This is a genomic window from Opitutus sp. ER46, assembly GCF_003054705.1.
Classification (GTDB): Bacteria; Verrucomicrobiota; Verrucomicrobiia; order Opitutales; family Opitutaceae; genus ER46.
On sequence record NZ_QAYX01000024.1, the window covers coordinates 12184 to 28431 of the forward strand.

A 16248-nucleotide genomic window follows, 5' to 3' on the forward strand; every position below is an offset into this window, starting at 1 on the left:
CAAATCGAGCCGATTGGTGGCGGATGGGTTCAGTGGCGCTGGCGGCTCTGCTGGCGGCGCCTGCGGCCCACGCGATCTCCGGCGTGCTCGACACCGTCGTCATCATGCAGGACGTGACCGACAGCTACAAATGGCCGCGCGAGCAACTGGAGTGGAACCGCGTCGTGGCCCAACTGCAGGAGCAGGTTCACACCACCGAACGTCTCGTGCAGCGCGCGGATCGAATGATCGAGCTGATGGGCACGGCGGAGAATGCCGCTGATTTCAGCGCGCCGCCGAGCGTCATGACGCCCGTGAACCAGGCCGTGCGGCTCGAAACGACGAAGCATGCGATCGAATCGAGCCGCAACCTGTTCCGGCTCGGGAGCAAGACCCGGTCGACCTACAACCCGGCGAACGAAGTAAAGGCCACGTTCGAGGTGGCGGGTGCGACCGAAACCCGCGACGAGAATCGTTACGCGCATTTCGCCATGCAGGAGGCGATGTACGCGCGATACCGGACGGCCGCGACGCACGAGGAAGAGGTGCAGGGCGCCGAGACGGCGCTGCAGGAGGAGACGCTGCGTCGGCTGAAGCAGGTGAAGACGGAAGCGCAGATCGCGGTGCTCACTGCCAGCCTGGCGGCGTCGAAACAACGCCAGGACCTGGCGCACCAGAAGACGGTGCAGGCGAAGGCGGACCTCGATGCGTTTCGCGCGCAGCTCACCACCGAGGAGGCGCGGAAGCAGGAGGCCGACCGTGAGTGGTCGGAGACCGTGGTCAAACGGATGCGCGACAAGGCGCTCACGGCGTATCGCCGCCAGTTCCGCGCCGTCGGTTCCGAGTCCAACTGAGCCGCGCATCCGCGGCTCCCCTCCGATGCGCTCCGCCCTTCGCCGCCGCCGGGCTTCGCTCATTTTCTGGTGTGTCCGGCTGCTGGGGGCGGCAGGCGCCGCGCTTTTCCTATCCGCGTCACCGGTCCATGCGGCCGAGCCCATGGACTTCGCCCCGTTTCAGCAGCGGGCGGGCGCCCTCTTCGATCCTGGTGCCGCCACGGCAAAGGAGTCTCCGCTGCGCGTTGCCTGCGGCCATGTCCTGCTCCTGGCGCAGGCAGGCTCGGTCTGCCTCATTGTGGCGGGGTTGATCAGCCGGATGCGGCGGGACGACGCCCAGATGGAGAGCATCGCGGGCACGATGCTGAAGGTGGCGTTTATCGCGACGGTTGCCCAATGGCGGGCTCTGGCGTGGGAAACGGCTGATCTCGCGGCCGGGGCGATCGGCTACCAGCCGGCGGTGGTGGAGGGCAGGCCGTCGCCGCTGTTGGCCGCCAGCTGGAAGCTGCTCGAGCAGTGGGCGCCGCCGGGATCGCCGTATCTGGATACGCTGGAGGCGAGCGCCACCCCGGCGCCGGCATCGGGCCAGGAACAGGAATGGAGCCTACGGGCCTGGAACTGGGCTCGCGGGATGGGGGCGGCGACAACGAACGTGGCCGACGGCACCTGGCAGGCGGCGAGCGGGGGATTGCGCGCCGCGGCCGTCTTCGTCTGTTGCGGCGCAATGTCCATCCTGGTGGCGCTCACGCTTCTGCTCGCCCTCAGCGCCGAGTTGGTGCGCGTGCTCTGCTTTGAGATCGGCTGCGCCGTGCTGCCGATCGGCATCGCCGGGCTTGGCATCGAACTCCTGCGGGGTGCCTCGCTCAAGTTCCTGCTGCGGCTGGTCGTGGTCGCCGCGTGGCCGCTGGGCTGGGCGTTGGCGGCGCTCGTGACGCTTCCGCTGGTGGAGGGAGGCACAGCGTGGATGCGGGAGATCTCTGCCGCGGCGCTGGGTGAGCAGGGCGCCGCGCCCTCGTCGCTCGCGGTCGCCGCCCCCTATCTCGGGTGGGGAACGGTCTTCTTCTGCGTCGCGATGACGGTGGCGCTGTGTCTCTGGCTTGCGCTCACCGTCGTGGGCATGCCGCTCCTGCTGAGTCGCGGTGCCGTCGCCGGCTTTGCGGCGGTCCACGGCTCAAGCGCGCGGGAGGTTGCGACAGCGCGCATCGTGGAGGGGGCGGCGGTGTTGCCCCAACTCATGGCGTCCGAGAGCGAAACGAGGTGCGCGGTTGGGCGCGAGCGGCCGGCCGGCAGTGGTCTGGAGTCGCGTGGGTCTCTCGTGAGCGTCGAATCTGTCCAGGCCAGTCGACGGACCTCGACGCCCGCCGCTGAGCCTGAGCCGGCGCGGAGGGACCGCACCGACTTCTTTCCTCCGCGGAGGCACGGGGCATCGTGAGTCAGGGCGCGGGCCCTGTTCGCACCACGTTGGAAGTATCCCAGTTTTGGGACAAAAACGTCCCAGTTGCGATGCCTAGGCGAGCGACGCTGTGCGGTCGCACATTTTTATCGTGCTATCAGATAGATATCTACGTTACTGGCAACGCCCCCGGCACATCGGCTGCAAACGGAGGTGCGTAGCATGGACATTCCTCGCCCAGACCAGAGCAAAGCGAAGCGCAAGAAGCGGATCCTTTACGGATCGATCACCGGCTTGGTGCTGGTCGGGATCACGGTGCTGCTCGCGCAGTTGAAGCCGGCGGCTCCGACCGTCGACCGCAACCTCGTGTGGATCGACACGGTGAAGCGTGGAGAGATGCGGCGCGAAGTGCGCGGTCTCGGCACGCTGGTGCCCGAGGAGATTCGATGGATCGCGGCGCGTACCCAGGGCCGGGTTGACCGCATCGTCCTTCGGCCCGGTGCCGTCGTGACGCCCGACAGCATCATTCTCCATCTCGCCAATCCGGACGTGGAGCAGGCCGCGGCGAACGCCGATTCCCAATTCAAGGCGGCGGAGGCCGAACTGCTGAACCTCCGCGTCACGCTGCAAAGCGGCGTGCTCGCCGCCGAGTCTGATGCGGCGAACGCGAAGGCGCTCTTTGAGCAGACCAAACTGCAGCTCGAGGTGAACGAACAGCTCTACAAGGACGGGCTGGTGTCGGCCCTCGACCTGCGGCTGTCCCGCGTGACGGCCGAGCAGGCCCAGACGCGGAACGGCATTGAGCAGAAGCGATACGCGTTCGCGAAGGACTCCATCGCCCCGCAACTCGCGGTGAAGGAGGCCGAGGTCGACCGGCTGCGCGCCCAGGCAAAATTGCGCCATGACGAACTTGATGCCCTGGCGGTCCGCGCCGGAATGAGCGGGGTTCTCCAGTTGCTGCCGGTGGAAGTGGGCGCCCAGGTTCAACCGGGCGGCAATCTGGCCCGCGTGGCCGATCCGACCCGCCTGAAGGCCGAAATCCGCATCGCGGAAACACAGGCCAAGGACATCCAGATCGGCCAGAGCGCGACCATCGACACCCGCAACGGCGTGGTGGCCGGCAAAGTGGCGCGCGTCGATCCGTCAGTGCAGAACGGCACCGTCACGGTCGATGTGGTGCTGCCGGGTGAGCTGCCTCACGGCGCGCGCCCCGATCTCTCCGTCGATGGGACCATCGAACTCGAACGCCTTGAGAATGTGGTCTTTGTCGGCCGCCCGGCGTTCGGCCAGGAGAAGAGCAAGGTGAATATCTTCAAACTCGACCCGTCCGGCACGTACGCCGTGCGCTCCCCGGTCACCCTCGGCCGTAGTTCGGTCAACACCATCGAGGTGATCGAAGGCCTGCAGCCGGGCGAGCGGGTCATCCTCTCCGACATGTCCCAGTGGGACGCCAACGAGCGGATCAAACTGAATTAACCTCGCGCCGGCCCCGCCGTGCAGAATTTCCGTAACTCCTGCGTTCCCGCCGTGTTCTCCCGGCATCCCATCATGATCCCCGTTGTTGTCGTTCTCGTCGCACTTGTCTCGCTGGTGGCCACCGACGCCACCGGAGAGAACTGATGTCGCGTCCGAGCGCGCCGTTTGTTCCCACCCGCCCCCAACCCTAGACTCGTACCAATCACATGGAATCGCTCATCAAACTCGAAGGCGTCACCAAGGTATTCCTCACCGATGAGGTCGAAACCCACGCGCTGTCGGGCATCCACCTCGACATCCAGCAAGGGGAGTACGTCTCGATCGCCGGCCCTTCGGGCTGTGGCAAGTCCACCCTGCTTTCGATCCTGGGCCTGCTCGATTCGCCGAGCGATGGTACGTACCTGCTCAACGGCCGTCCCGTGCAGGGGCTTTCGCTGCCTGAGCGGGCCCGGATCCGCAACCGTGAGATCGGGTTCATCTTCCAGTCGTTCAATCTGATCGGTGACCTGACCGTCTATGAAAACGTCGAGTTGCCGCTGACCTACCGCGGGATGCCGGCGGCCGAGCGGAAGCTGGCCGTCACGCAGGCTCTGGAAAAGGTAGGCATGGCCCATCGCGCGAAACATCTGCCGTCCCAGTTGTCCGGCGGTCAGCAGCAGCGCGTCGCGGTCGCCCGTGCGCTCGCGGGCAAGCCCGCGGTCCTGCTCGCCGACGAGCCGACCGGCAACCTCGATTCGAAGAACGGCGAGTCCGTGATGCAGCTGCTCGAGGAGCTCCACAAGGCGGGCGCCACGATCGTCATGGTCACCCACGATTCGCGGTTCGCGCGGCACGCCGGCCGCACGATTCACATTTTCGACGGGCGTGTCGTCCAAGAGCAGGTCGAAAGCGACCCGACGAAATAGCCAGGCGAGGCAAGGTGCGCGGATCGGGGGGCGCGTTCGGGTTGGAGCGCGTTCTTGGTTGGTTTGATCCGGCACCTTGCCTCCCAAGGCTGTGGTTCCGACCGCGGCCCATTGTCGCGACGCGCCGGCCCGAGCCCGGACGTCTTTTCGGTCTCACCAGTTCGGGCCAGTCAAAGCTGCCGCGGCGCCGCCCTGGCAGGCGCTGACAATCGCGACCGCTGGGCACTTCCCATCCCGGCCGGGATCCGCCCTTTTTTCACCACACCCCGCTGTCGGGCTCCGTTCCCGCCCGACGCGCCACTTTCCCCACACGCCCATGCTCTCGGATCTTCGCTTTGCGCTCCGGCTGCTCGCCAAGCAGCCCGGCTTCACCCTGCTTGCCGTGCTCACGATGGCCGTGGCCATCGGTGCCAACACCGCTCTGTTCAGCGTCCTGAACAGCGTCGTGCTGCGGCCGATCGATTACCCGGCACCGGACCAGCTCGTGCGGCTCTGGGTGGTCAACAAGCCGAGGAATATCGAATTTCCGGCCATCTCCTGGCCCCGGTACGCCCAGTTTCGCGACCACGCGACGATGTTCAGCGGACTCGCGATTACCGCGGGCAACTCCGTGACGCTCACCGAGCGGGGCGAGGCGGAACAGGTGCCGAGCCTGCAGGCGAGTGCGAACTTTCTCTCCACGCTGGGGCTGGCGCCACAGCTGGGCCGTGGATTCACGGCGGCGGAGGATGAGGCGGGCGGTCCCAATGTCGCTCTGATCAGCGATCGCATCTGGCAGACCCGCTTCGGCGGCACGCCGGACGTTCTGGGCAAGGTGGTGACGATCGACGGCGTGCCTTACACCGTCGTCGGGGTGCTGCCGAAGGCGATGCCGGTGCCGTTTCACCAAGTGGAAATCGTGAACCCCCGGCCACTGGAGATCCCGTACGTCCCCGCGCAGGCGCGTGACGGCGGTGCGGTCGTGTGGCAGGTGACGGGGCGGCTGAAGCCGGGCGTCACCCGGGAAGCGGCGGAGAAGCAGCTCCTTCAGCTCGACGCTGCGCTCCGGGAGCAGCGGCCGCAGCTGATTGATGCCGACAACGCGCTGCAGCTCCGACCTTTTGCGGACGAAATCATTCCGGCGCAGGTGCGGTTGGGCACGTGGGTGCTGGGCGCGGCGGTGGTGGCGATTCTCCTGATCGCGTGCGCCAACATTGCGAATCTGTCGCTGGCGCGGCTCGCGTCCCGCACGAAGGAGATCGCGGTGCGGACCTCGCTCGGCGCGGGTCGTGGTGCCATCGTGCGCCAGTTCCTCGTCGAGAGCCTGCTGATTGCCGCGACGGGAGGCGCCTTGGGCGTGCTGTTCGCGGCGTGGAGCCTGGATGGCATCCGGTTGTTTGCCGGAGACCAGATTCCCCGGATCGATCGCGTGGCGGTCGATGGCGCCACGCTGCTGTTCGCCATGCTGGCCACGGGAGCGGCCGCGCTGCTCGTGGGCCTCTATCCGGCATGGCAGGCGACGCGGACTGACGTGCAGGTGGTGTTGAAGGACACCGGCCGCGGGACCGCGGGCAGCCATGCGAACAAGCTCTTCCGCAGTTCGCTGGTGGTGGCGGAAATCGCGCTTTCGCTGGTACTGCTGATCGGCGCCTCGCTGCTGCTGTACAGCTTCTCGCGGCTGCAGCGGACCCGGCTCGGCGTGGTGCCCGACGGAGTGGCGGTGGCGCAGGTCAATCTGCCGGAGCGGGACTACGACACGGGCGCCAAGCAGCGGGAGTTTGTGCGGGTGCTCCAGCAGAAGCTGGACACGGCGCCGGAGCTGGCGGCCGGGGGGGCCGGTTTCGGTGTGCCGCTGACGGATTCGCAGGCGGTCACTCCGTACTCGGTCGGGGGCAGGCCACCGCTGCCGGTGCACCAGCGCAGTCTGGTTTCGTTGCGGCAGGTGACGCCGGGCTTCTTTCGCGCGCTCGGGATGCGGTTGAAAGAGGGGCGGTTGCTGACGGATGCCGATCGCGCGGGCAATCCGCTCGTGGGGGTGATTGGCGAGAGTTTTGCGCGCAAGCTGTTTCCGGAAGGGTCAGCGATCGGGCAGTCGCTGGTTTTCGGGCGAAATGGAGAAACCCGCTGCGAGATTGTCGGTGTGATCGAGGACGTGAAGTCGGCCGGTTTGGCGGCGCCGGTACCCGACGAGATCTATTGGGCCCATGCGCAGCGCGGGAACGGAATCTTTCACGTGGTGGGCAAGGCGCAGCCGGGGCTGGCAGCGGGGGCGGTTCTTCCGGTCCTGCGGCGGCTGGTGCGGGAGATTGACCCGAATGTGGCGCTCGCGACGCCCCGCACGATGGACGAACTTGTGGCGGCGAACGTGGCCACGACGAAAGGCGTTTCGATGCTCCTCACGGTCTTCGCCGGGCTGGCCGCGCTGCTGGCGACGGTGGGGATCTACGGCGTGATGGCGTACAATGTGAGCCAGCGCACGGCGGAGATCGGCGTTCGCATGGCCCTCGGCGCCACGGCGGGCAGCATCTTTCACTTGGTGTTGCGGAATGCCGGCCTGCTGGTCGGGCTGGGTCTCGCGATTGGACTGGGCATATCCCTGGCGGCCAGCCGGGTCCTGCAGCAGCTCCTCTACGAGGTGAAGCCCTTTGACCCGATCGTGTTTGCGGCGGTGGCCACCGTCCTGGCCTCGGTGGGCCTGCTGGCCGCTTTGATTCCGGCGCGTCGGGCCATGCTGCTGGATCCGCTGACGGCATTGCGCGCCGAGTAAGGGGCTTGCCCGCTCCCGCCGGCAAGCGGGTGGGCGGGCGTGCCGTGCCTTGACGAACTCTTTCCCACTCACCCAACCCACCCATGCTCGTTCAAAACTTCGTCCAGGACGCCCGTGTAGGCGTGCGGATGCTCCTCAAGGAGAAATCCTTTTCCGTGCTCGCGGTGCTCGTGCTGGCGCTCGGTATCGGCGGCGTCGCGACGACGTTCAGTGTCGTCAATGCCGTGATGTTGCGCGGGTTCTCGTATCCGAACGCCGACCGGCTGGCGGGCGTGCAGGTGATCAATGTCACCGATCCGACCCAGCGCGTGGCGAATCTGAACGGGTTTGGCAGCCAGATCTTCCCGCTCGATTTCGAGGAGATGGTCGCGCAGCAGCGCTCGTTCGAGCGACTCGCCGCGTACATCTCCGGCTCGACCGTGAATATGACGATCGACGGCACGGCGTGGCGTTTCACGGGGGCGTACGTGACCCAGGACTTTTTCCGGGCACTGGGCGTGGCCCCGATCCTGGGGCGGAATTTCACCGCCGAGGACAACAAGCCCGGGGCGGAGAAGGTCGCCCTCCTCAGCCACGAGCTGTGGCAGAGTCATTTCGCGGCGGCGCCGACGGTCGTGGGCAAGGCGGTGCGCATCAATGGTCGGGCGGCGACGGTGATCGGGGTGATGCCGCCGGGCTTTCGGTTTCCAGTCAACGAGCAGCTGTGGGTGCCGCTCTACGCGGAGTTTCCGCCCGCGGCGCGCAACTCGCAGACGGCGCGTGTGCAGGGCGTTTCGGTGCTGGGCGCCCTGGGGCGAGGTGTTGCCTTTGAGCAGGCGCAGGCGGAATTCACCGGGATTGCCCGGCGGCTGGCGGCGGAGTTTCCCGACACGAACAAGGGTTACGAGACCGCGGCCATCCGGCCATTGATCAAGTCGTTCCTTTCGCCGGCGCTTTCGGGCCAGCTCCTGACGATGCTGGGGTTCTGCCTGATCATCCTGCTGATCGCTTGCGTGAACGTGATGAACATGCAGTTCGCCCGCGCGGCGCTGCGGGCGAAGGAGTTGGCGGTGCGTTCATCGCTGGGCGCGACGCGCTCCCGGTTGATCCGGCAGATGCTTACCGAGAGCCTGATTGTGGCGCTGATCGGGGCGGTGTTTGGGGTGGGCGTGGCGGCGTATGCGACCGGCTTCCTGCAGGACGTGACCCACAACCTGGCCAACCCGTTGCCGGACTACATCGTGTTCAACGTCGATGGCCGGGTGCTCGCGATCGCCGTGGTCGCGGCCATGATGTCGGCGGTGGTGTCGGGGTTCGTGCCGGCCTGGGTGTCATCGCGGGCGTCGGCCGTGGAGGCGTTGAAGGAGTCGGGGCGCGGCAACACGAGCCGGAGCATCACGCTCATCACCCGGGGGCTAGTGGCCATGCAGATTCTCCTGAGTTGCATCCTGCTCATCGGCGCCCTGCTGGAGGTACAGTCGGTGGTGCGGCAGCAACGGATCGACTACGGCTATGATACCCAGGCGGTGCTCGTGGGCCGCATGGGGCTGATGGACGCGGCCTATCCGACAGGTGAGTCCAGGAAGCTGTTTTTCGACCGGCTGCTGCGGGAATTGAGGAATCATCCGGAATTTGAGCAGGCGGCGCTGACCAATCGGTTTCGAATGACGTTTTCGGGCGCGGCGAAGATCGAGATCGAAGGTCGCGCCTACCGCGCCGACGATTCCGATCGGCCGCTCACGAACTTTGAGCAGGTCTCGGATGGCTACTTCGAGACCCTGGGGGTGAAGCGGGTCGAAGGCCGGGATTTCGCGGCCGACGACGAGGATCGCAAGTTGCCGGTCGCCATCGTGAACGCGGCCTTCGCGCGGAAGTATTTTGGGCAGGAGAGCGCGGTGGGCAGGCGCTTCCGGACGGTGGTCAACAACGGACAGCTCTTCGGCCCCTGGCGCACCATTGTCGGCGTCGTGCAGACGACGCGGATGGTCGGCCCCTTCAACAATCCCAATCTCGACGAAGCCGGTTTCTACGTGCCGTACTTCGGGGCGCCGACCGGCCCTCTCCTCGAAGGCCCATTCCCGCACCAATTTGCGACAATCGTGGTCCGGCCCCGCGGGGGTGCGTCGCGGGTGCACGCGCTCGCTCCGGCGCTGCAGCGCGAGGTCAATCGGGTCGATCCGGATCTCCCCTTGTACTTTGTGGGCAGTGCCCAGGAGAACCAGGCGACGTTCATTGCGCCGAACCGGATTATCGCGGGCATGTTCACCTTGTTTGGCGCGGTTGCCGTCCTCCTTGCCTCGGTCGGCCTATATGGCGTGACCAGCTTCTCGGTTAACCAGCGCACCCAGGAGTTTGGAATTCGCATGGCCCTGGGCGCGGACCGGAGGCGGATTCTGACCCTGGTTCTCAGGCAGGGGGCCTACCAGTACGTGATCGGCGCGGTTCTGGGCCTCGGTTTGACGCTGACGATCGCGCTGATCGCCCGGCAGGCGATCGTGCAAAGTGCCCTCCTCTTCGAAGTGAGCCCGGCGGATCCGGCCACGTACCTGGGCGTGGCGGCACTGCTGGGCCTGGTGGCTCTCGTGGCGACGATCATTCCCGCCCGGCGAGCGACGCGGGTTGACCCGATGGTCGCGCTGCGGGCGGAGTAGGCCCCGGCTGGGGCGCGAAAAGGCCCCTGTGGAAATACCAGTGGCAAACGGTTGGCGTTCATAAAACCGTTGTGGTTCGCCCGTGCCCGGGCAGGGGCTGGCGACGTCAAACTCTGTCGTTCCCACGGGGCCCGCCGTTGGCCGGGCCCGCGAGGAGGGCGGGACCCCATGCGCGCCGCCCGAGGGCGGTCTGCCGCTGATGACACTGGAATCTAACACGAAAAGGTGCATACCGAGAGGCGCGGCGCTACGAAGGGCTGCAGAAAGTGAACATTGGAGAAACTAACCCCGACAAATCGCGTCCATGCCCCTGAATCCCCGGGCTCAATGGTCACCCGCAAACAATACGCAAGCATCGCAGTTGCGCGTGCGCAGCACCTGCTGCTACGGTGTGTTTACCCGGTTTTGATTTTGACTAACTAAATTTCGCACATCTCTTCAACCCATGGGCAACGCAACACAACAAAAGTACGGGCAGTTCGTTACGAAGCAGTCTCCCATCCTCTACGCGAAGCAGGAGATCGGCGGCATCATGGTGCGCCCGGATTCGCGGGCCGTGATGCGCAAGGCGATCGAAGGCCATCCCGTCGAGGTCGGTTCAGGCAACGACTACATCAATTTGTATCATGTGTTTGAGCGCATGGTCGAAGGCGACCGCCGGCTCGGGAAGCTGAAGCTCATCCGCAAGCAGATTGGACACTCGCGCTGGCTCATCTTCGTCGTGCCGGAGAACGCCGCCGCCCCCGAAGTCCCGCTCGTCGACGGCTACGATCCGAAGCGCGGCCGCTACAAGCGGTATGCCGAGCAACTGGCCGCCGGCAATGCCGTGCAGCTGCCCAGCAAGGTCGAGGCGGTCAAGGCGCGGCGCGCCTGGCAGCTCTACGTGCCGGCGGAAAAACGCCGCCAGCTGCGCTCCACGATCCGGAAGGTGCCGCGGACCGGTCGCTTCCTTGTCGCGGTGCTCCCGCGGGAAAAGTCAAAATAGAATTGACGGGGTAAAAGTATTTGGCTGAATGCCAGGTGTGGCGCACCTGGCCCAGCTTGAAGCGTACCTGAATCACCGCCTGCTCGGGCAGCCGGAGGCGGTGGCCGAGTTTTCCTCCGCGATCGTGCGCGCCGAATGTGGTCCGGCGCGGCCGGGGCGCACGCGGGCGTTCCTCCTCCTGCTCGGGCCCACCGGCACGGGGAAGACCGAGATGGTGCATCTCACCGCGCGGTTTCTCTACGGCGCCGCGGCGGCGCAGCGCCTCGAGCGGTTCGACATGGGGGAGTATCAGCACCCCGATTCCGTGGTGCGGCTCCTCGGCTCACCGGCCCAGCCGCCGTTGCTTGGTCGGGCCATCGACCGGCTGAACGCCGCCGGTGGTGGCATCCTGCTGCTGGACGAGATCGAAAAGGCGTTTCCGGATCTGCTCACGGCGCTCCTGTCGTTTGATTCCGCGCGGTCCACGATGTTCGACGGGACGACGCGCGACCTGACCCGGCTGGTCGTGGTCCTGACCTCGAATCTGGGTGCCGCCGAGGCCGCGCGCATGGAAAACAGCGGCTACAGTGCCATCTGCCGCAAGCTGCGGCACGCGGCGGAGGAGCGCTTCCGCAAGGAAGGGGTGGCGCGGTTCACCTCGGTGAACTGCATGAACGTCCTGACGTATCCCGTCCAGGAGCAGATCACCCGCAACCTCGTGGCCGCGGAGCTCGAACTGCAGAGCCAGCACCTGCGCCGCGTGATTTCGGCTGAATCCGAGGTTGTCACCTTTCTTGTCGGCAAAGGATTTTCGCCCGACCTGGGGGCGCGGCATATCCGCAACTGCGTGGAGCGCCATGTCGGGAATGCCCTCCGGGCCTTTGCCTTGGCCGGTGCGGATGATCCACCTGCGCGGGCCACGCGCGCGCCCCTGGCCGACCGCTGGTCGGATGCGCTGCTGCTCACGGTCGAGGCGGACGAACTCGTCGCCCGGCCTGCCGAACGCAGTGCCGCGCTCCGGGGAGTGCTCACCCGGCAGGTGCCGGCACCGGCGGCCGAGCCCCGGACGCGCCAGCCGTTCGCGGACCGGGCCGCGTCACGCTTTAGCCAACCCCAAACCAGCGATGCTCCCCGAACCTCCCCTGTCTGCCCCGCGTGAGAAAACTCTGATTGATGTCGAAGTGCTCGATTTCGGTCCGCTCTACGAGCAGGCCGTCGAGCACTACCTTTCGCTGCAACCCGAGCGCCGCGGCTGGTCGGCGGAAAAGCGCGGCCGCCTGGTTATTCGCACCGAATGCCGCTGGGGGCGCATCAACCTCGAGGACCACTCTTTGTACGTGCTGAACGAGACCGGCGAGGGGCCGCGGGAGCCGCTCTCCGCCACGACCAAGGCCTACGTGGCGCTCTTTGCCGAAATGCCCCCGCTGGGGAATGACCCCGGGTTCTTCGAGGCCAAGCCGTTCTGCAAGGTTCCCCTCGACGTGCACCTCGCCACCGCCCTGCGGGCCATTGGCATCGTGGCGCTGGAGGACTTCATCCGGGCGAAGATTCCAGAGATGGAGGCCGCCTATCAGGAGTGGCGCACGGTCCTCCAGCAGGCGCGCGCGCGGATTCTCGCCGCCCGGGCCCGCCAACCGAGCGGCGCGGCCACGAAGGCCGATACCCACACGCGTTTGCGCGGCTGATCCGGCCGGCCCTCCCTACGCCCAGCGCCATGAATGCCGCAGTGTCGCCAGCGGCCGGTGGCACCCCGCCCAGTGAGATCGCCCGGCCTACGCCCCGGCCGGGCGACCACGACATGCCCGTTCCGCGCCACACCCCCAGCGTGATCGCGGTGGCGGAGCGCAGGCGAGCCGAGTGGTGGAAGACCAGTGCGCTCCTCGTGAGCTTGGCCGCCCTCGCCCTGGCATACCTGACCATCCGGGCGGGACGGTCCATCGAGCGGATTTATGTCATGGATCCGCTGGGCAATGTGCACGCCGGGCCGGTCGAGCCGATGGCCGACTCGCGCCGGTTCTTCCACGTCACGGCCATCTACGCGACGAATGCCGCGCTGCAGCGCTCTCCCATGGGCTTCGACTTGGCGGAAGTCCTGAAACTCTACTACACGCCCCGCGCCGTGGCGAAACTGCAGGAGGATCACAAGCGCCGCGAAAACGACGTCCGCCGGCGCAATCTGCAGTGGAAACCCATCATCGATCAGATCAGCGATCCGGTTCCCGCCGGAGCGAACCGGCTCATCGAGGTCCGGGGGCGGATCATCATGGCCGGTGCCTACGCCAATCGCTCGTTCTATGACGAACGTCCATTCACCCTGGCGCTGACGCTCGGCCGCAACCCTGACCTTGGCCAGGCGGGAGCCTATCCCTGGGTGTGTCAGGACGTGGATCTCCGCGTCACGGAGGCAGAAAGGAAGACGCCGTGAGCCTGCGCACGCTGCTGCTCCTTGTGGTGTTGGTGGTGGTGCGGTCCCTCGCGGCGGCGCCCGAATCCAGCGGGGCCATCCAGACCGTAGAGCTCGATCCGCAGCGGCCCTACTACATCCCGTGCCATCCGCGGGTGACCACCACCATCCGGTTTCCGGGCCCCATCGGCGCACCGGAAGGCGCGGTCAACGTCTTCACCGAAGATGCCAGCCGCCAGCCGGCGGAGTACCTGGTGGCATGGCAGGCGGGGGATGCGCATTTCACCATCACGCCCTTCAAGGACGCCCAGCTGGCCAACCTCAATGTCCCGCATGACGGGCTCACGTTCGTGTTCTATCTCTACCTGGTGGCCGAGCCATTGCGGGCGGTCGCCTCCGTCAACATCGTGCGGCCGGGGGCCGGGCCGACGCGCCTGCTTCCAGCGGGCGACGCCGCCGGCAAGATCGAGCGGACCACCAAGATGCCCGCCTCCGAGTACGTGCCCGCCACACCCGCCCGGCTCCTGGGATTCCTGGATCGCCTCAAGCTCCTGCATGCCACCCCGCCCGGACCTACGCTGGACGAAATGACCCGGGCCATGCGGGTCGAAGTGGCGGCGACCTCCGAAGCGCTGACATCGCGCGTTGGAGGCGCGCCGCATGGACCCATCCGCCAGGGACTCGTCGCCGCGTTGGGCTCGGGCCTCAACGACGCCGGGGTCTTTCAGTTGATCCTGCTGCGGACGGTCCGGGATCTTCGCACCGGTTGCATCGGTTTCATCTGCCTGCTGCGCAACACCTCAACCCAGGTGCTGGCATTCGATGTGAACAGTTTCGGTGCGCGGGCGGGCGCGGAATACCTGGGCCAGCGGATCAGCGATGCGACTCCCATCCTGAAACCTGGCGAGCAGAGTCCGGCCTACTTCATCGTGCAACCGCCGGCGGCACGCCCCCTCCTGGCGGACAACCCCTGGCGACTGACGGTCGATCTGGTGAGCCCCCGGCTCGACGCGGCGGCGGCACTCGCGGGCAAGGAGGCCAAGCCATGAAGGCCTTCCTGCGTTCCCGGATGGGTGTGATCTCGATCATCGGTTTCATCGCGTTGATGGGCTTCGCCCTCCATCGCGTCATGGCGCGGCGTACGGCCCGCGCGGCAGTGCCCGGGGCCGCGCTTGCCGCCCCGCCCACCCCTGCCTCCAGCGCGACGCCGCCCGGACCAGTCGCGCCGGTGCCGGCGGCATCCAAGCCCATGGATCCCGTGGCGGAGAACGCCGCGTATCTGGAGCGCTATTACGAGCTCGACCAGCGCATCCGGGAGGACCGCGACGCGGCAGGGGTGCCGGTCACGCGGCGGGAGAATGCGGCGACGCCGAGCGGGGCGGGGCGCGTGTCCGTCATCGATGACGCGCCCGTACCCCCGGCGCAGGGCACCGGCCGAAGTTCGCTCCGCCTGCTGGGGCAGGGGGGGCGAACTCCCTCCCACTCGCCAACCGTTCCGGCAGAGAACGCCACCGCCGTCCCGGTGACCGTCGCCGCGAAAACGCCGGATCCGACTGCGGACGAGGGAGAGGCCGCTGCCGACCGGCCGCGCTCCCGACGGTTCAATCCCTATGGGCGCGTCTTGAAGTGTGAGTTGGTCTTCACCCTCGATTCGACGACGGAGGAGACCCCGCTGGTGGGACTCGTGATGGAGCCGGTGTACAACAACGGCCTGCTCGTGATCCCCGCGGGCACCGAGTTGCACGGTGTCGCGCGTCCGGACCGGCTGCGGGACCGACTCTTCTCCGGTCCCGAGTGGATCTTCGTCTTCCCGCGTGAGGCGGGGCGCCCGAATGGCCGGCAGCTGAATGTTCGTGGCGTCGCCCTCGATCGCGTCGAGCCCGACGCCAACGGCATGACCTGGGGCATCACCGATGGCTCGTATGGCCTGGCCGGCCGGGTGATCCGCTCGCTCGATCGCCTCGAGATCAAACGCTTCGTCGCCAACTTCCTCGCCGCCGGCTCGGTGGCGCTGCAGGAGCGGAAATCCGACCGGCTCGGACAGGATACGGTCCAAAACACGCCGCAGAATGCCGCCTTGCAGGGCGTGTCGGCGAACCTGCAGCAAATCGCCGAGGACGTGGCCAAGGAGATCGAGGAGCACGGCGTCTTCATCCGCGTTCCGGCGGGCCACCAATTCTACTTTTACCCGATGCAGGTCATCGACCCGGACGTGGCCGATATTTCGTCGGACATCGCGATCGTCAAATGAACCTCCCTGCCTTCCTGACTCTTGGTTCTCTCGTCCTGACCGCGGCTGGCTGCGCTTCGAGTCCGGCGTCGCCGGCGGCGCGCGGGCCCGATGTGAAACCCGGCTTGATCATCCTCACGGCCCAACAGGCGGAGCAGCGAGGCCTGCGCGTGATTGGCCCGGCCGACGCCGCATCCGCGGGCCCACCGGCGGTCGGCGCCGCCGCAGTTGCCACCCCTGCCTCGCTCAAGGCCTACACGATCAATCGTGCCGTCGACGCCGGCGATCCGGACCTGATGCACGAGGAACACGTGGTCTATCGTCGCGAGACGGCTCCACAGTGGCGTCTCGATGTGGGCGCGGACCAGAAGATCCTCGTTGGCCCGCGATTGACCGATGGGCGGCAGGACCTGCAGCCGCTGCTGAGCAAAGAGCTGGTGGGTTACCTCAACGACCAGCGGCGGGCGGTGGAGGCGAACGACAAGGCCATCGCCACCCTGATTGAAGCGGTCGAGTCGCTCACGCGCAGCCAGCAGGCACTCATCCGCGAACGACAGGCAGCTGAGGAGGACGAAGACGCCGAGGAACTCGGCGACGAAACCGACGCTGGCACTGGATGAACTCTCTCATGAAGCACATCACATCGTTACTCTGCCGCCGGGGGCGCCCTGGCCGGTCCTGCGCCGAC

General features: G+C 66.9%; 14 protein-coding genes. All 14 read left to right on the forward strand.

Annotated elements, in window-relative coordinates:
• Window positions 1–32: 32 nt before the first annotated feature.
• The 14 genes from DB354_RS15660 to DB354_RS15720 all read left to right on the forward strand — a co-directional run bounded on the left by DB354_RS15660 (window position 33) and on the right by DB354_RS15720 (window position 16180).
• Window positions 33–833, forward strand: coding sequence for a hypothetical protein (locus DB354_RS15660; RefSeq protein WP_146180282.1), 801 nt, complete (start codon window positions 33–35; stop codon window positions 831–833).
• A 25-nt stretch (window positions 834–858) separates the two neighbouring features.
• Entirely contained in the window at window positions 859–2244 is a 1386-nt protein-coding gene (locus DB354_RS15665) for a hypothetical protein (RefSeq protein ID WP_146180283.1), read from the forward strand.
• 183 nt (window positions 2245–2427) lie between these two features.
• Window positions 2428–3681, forward strand: coding sequence for an efflux RND transporter periplasmic adaptor subunit (locus tag DB354_RS15670; protein WP_107836593.1), 1254 nt, complete (start codon window positions 2428–2430; stop codon window positions 3679–3681).
• Window positions 3682–3699: 18 nt separating this feature from the next.
• Window positions 3700–3825 carry a hypothetical protein gene (locus DB354_RS22835; RefSeq protein WP_255420793.1) on the forward strand — a complete coding sequence of 42 codons (126 nt, stop codon included), beginning with the start codon at window positions 3700–3702 and terminating at the stop codon, window positions 3823–3825.
• A 62-nt stretch (window positions 3826–3887) separates the two neighbouring features.
• Window positions 3888–4586: an ABC transporter ATP-binding protein gene (locus DB354_RS15675; protein ID WP_107836594.1), complete on the forward strand. Its 699-nt coding sequence runs from the start codon at window positions 3888–3890 to the stop codon at window positions 4584–4586.
• Between the two features lie 316 nt (window positions 4587–4902).
• Complete coding sequence (locus tag DB354_RS15680) at window positions 4903–7332, forward strand: ABC transporter permease (RefSeq protein WP_107836595.1); 2430 nt, start codon at window positions 4903–4905, stop codon at window positions 7330–7332.
• Window positions 7333–7415: 83 nt separating this feature from the next.
• A complete protein-coding gene (locus DB354_RS15685) occupies window positions 7416–9962 on the forward strand; it encodes an ABC transporter permease (protein WP_107836596.1) in 2547 nt (848 codons plus the stop codon).
• A 445-nt stretch (window positions 9963–10407) separates the two neighbouring features.
• Window positions 10408–10947 carry a hypothetical protein gene (locus DB354_RS15690; RefSeq protein ID WP_107836597.1) on the forward strand — a complete coding sequence of 180 codons (540 nt, stop codon included), beginning with the start codon at window positions 10408–10410 and terminating at the stop codon, window positions 10945–10947.
• Window positions 10948–10975: 28 nt separating this feature from the next.
• Entirely contained in the window at window positions 10976–12085 is a 1110-nt protein-coding gene (locus DB354_RS15695; protein ID WP_107836598.1) for an AAA family ATPase, read from the forward strand.
• Complete coding sequence (locus DB354_RS15700; protein WP_107836599.1) at window positions 12051–12611, forward strand: hypothetical protein; 561 nt, start codon at window positions 12051–12053, stop codon at window positions 12609–12611. The genes DB354_RS15695 and DB354_RS15700 overlap by 35 nt, the downstream gene beginning before the upstream one ends.
• A 29-nt stretch (window positions 12612–12640) precedes the next feature.
• On the forward strand, window positions 12641–13351 hold the full coding sequence (locus DB354_RS15705; protein WP_146180284.1) for a hypothetical protein: 711 nt from the start codon (window positions 12641–12643) through the stop codon (window positions 13349–13351).
• Complete coding sequence (locus tag DB354_RS15710) at window positions 13348–14379, forward strand: hypothetical protein (RefSeq protein WP_107836601.1); 1032 nt, start codon at window positions 13348–13350, stop codon at window positions 14377–14379. Before DB354_RS15705 ends, DB354_RS15710 begins: the two co-directional genes overlap by 4 nt.
• Window positions 14376–15581, forward strand: coding sequence for a TrbI/VirB10 family protein (locus tag DB354_RS15715; RefSeq protein WP_107836602.1), 1206 nt, complete (start codon window positions 14376–14378; stop codon window positions 15579–15581). Before DB354_RS15710 ends, DB354_RS15715 begins: the two co-directional genes overlap by 4 nt.
• Window positions 15578–16180 carry a hypothetical protein gene (locus DB354_RS15720; protein WP_107836603.1) on the forward strand — a complete coding sequence of 201 codons (603 nt, stop codon included), beginning with the start codon at window positions 15578–15580 and terminating at the stop codon, window positions 16178–16180. The genes DB354_RS15715 and DB354_RS15720 overlap by 4 nt, the downstream gene beginning before the upstream one ends.
• The last annotated feature ends 68 nt before the right edge of the window (window positions 16181–16248 follow it).

Bases quoted from the DNA above. Each gene is read 5' to 3' on its own strand.
- DB354_RS15695 (WP_107836598.1), top strand. From the start codon at position 10,976: ATGCCAGGTGTGGCGCACCTGGCCCAGCTTGAAGCGTACCTGAATCAC.
- DB354_RS15675 (WP_107836594.1), top strand. From the start codon at position 3,888: ATGGAATCGCTCATCAAACTCGAAGGCGTCACCAAGGTATTCCTCACC.
- DB354_RS15705 (WP_146180284.1), top strand. From the start codon at position 12,641: ATGAATGCCGCAGTGTCGCCAGCGGCCGGTGGCACCCCGCCCAGTGAG.
- DB354_RS15670 (WP_107836593.1), top strand. From the start codon at position 2,428: ATGGACATTCCTCGCCCAGACCAGAGCAAAGCGAAGCGCAAGAAGCGG.
- DB354_RS15685 (WP_107836596.1), top strand. From the start codon at position 7,416: ATGCTCGTTCAAAACTTCGTCCAGGACGCCCGTGTAGGCGTGCGGATG.
- DB354_RS15690 (WP_107836597.1), top strand. From the start codon at position 10,408: ATGGGCAACGCAACACAACAAAAGTACGGGCAGTTCGTTACGAAGCAG.
- DB354_RS15720 (WP_107836603.1), top strand. From the start codon at position 15,578: ATGAACCTCCCTGCCTTCCTGACTCTTGGTTCTCTCGTCCTGACCGCG.
- DB354_RS15700 (WP_107836599.1), top strand. From the start codon at position 12,051: ATGCTCCCCGAACCTCCCCTGTCTGCCCCGCGTGAGAAAACTCTGATT.
- DB354_RS15665 (WP_146180283.1), top strand. From the start codon at position 859: ATGCGCTCCGCCCTTCGCCGCCGCCGGGCTTCGCTCATTTTCTGGTGT.
- DB354_RS15680 (WP_107836595.1), top strand. From the start codon at position 4,903: ATGCTCTCGGATCTTCGCTTTGCGCTCCGGCTGCTCGCCAAGCAGCCC.
- DB354_RS15715 (WP_107836602.1), top strand. From the start codon at position 14,376: ATGAAGGCCTTCCTGCGTTCCCGGATGGGTGTGATCTCGATCATCGGT.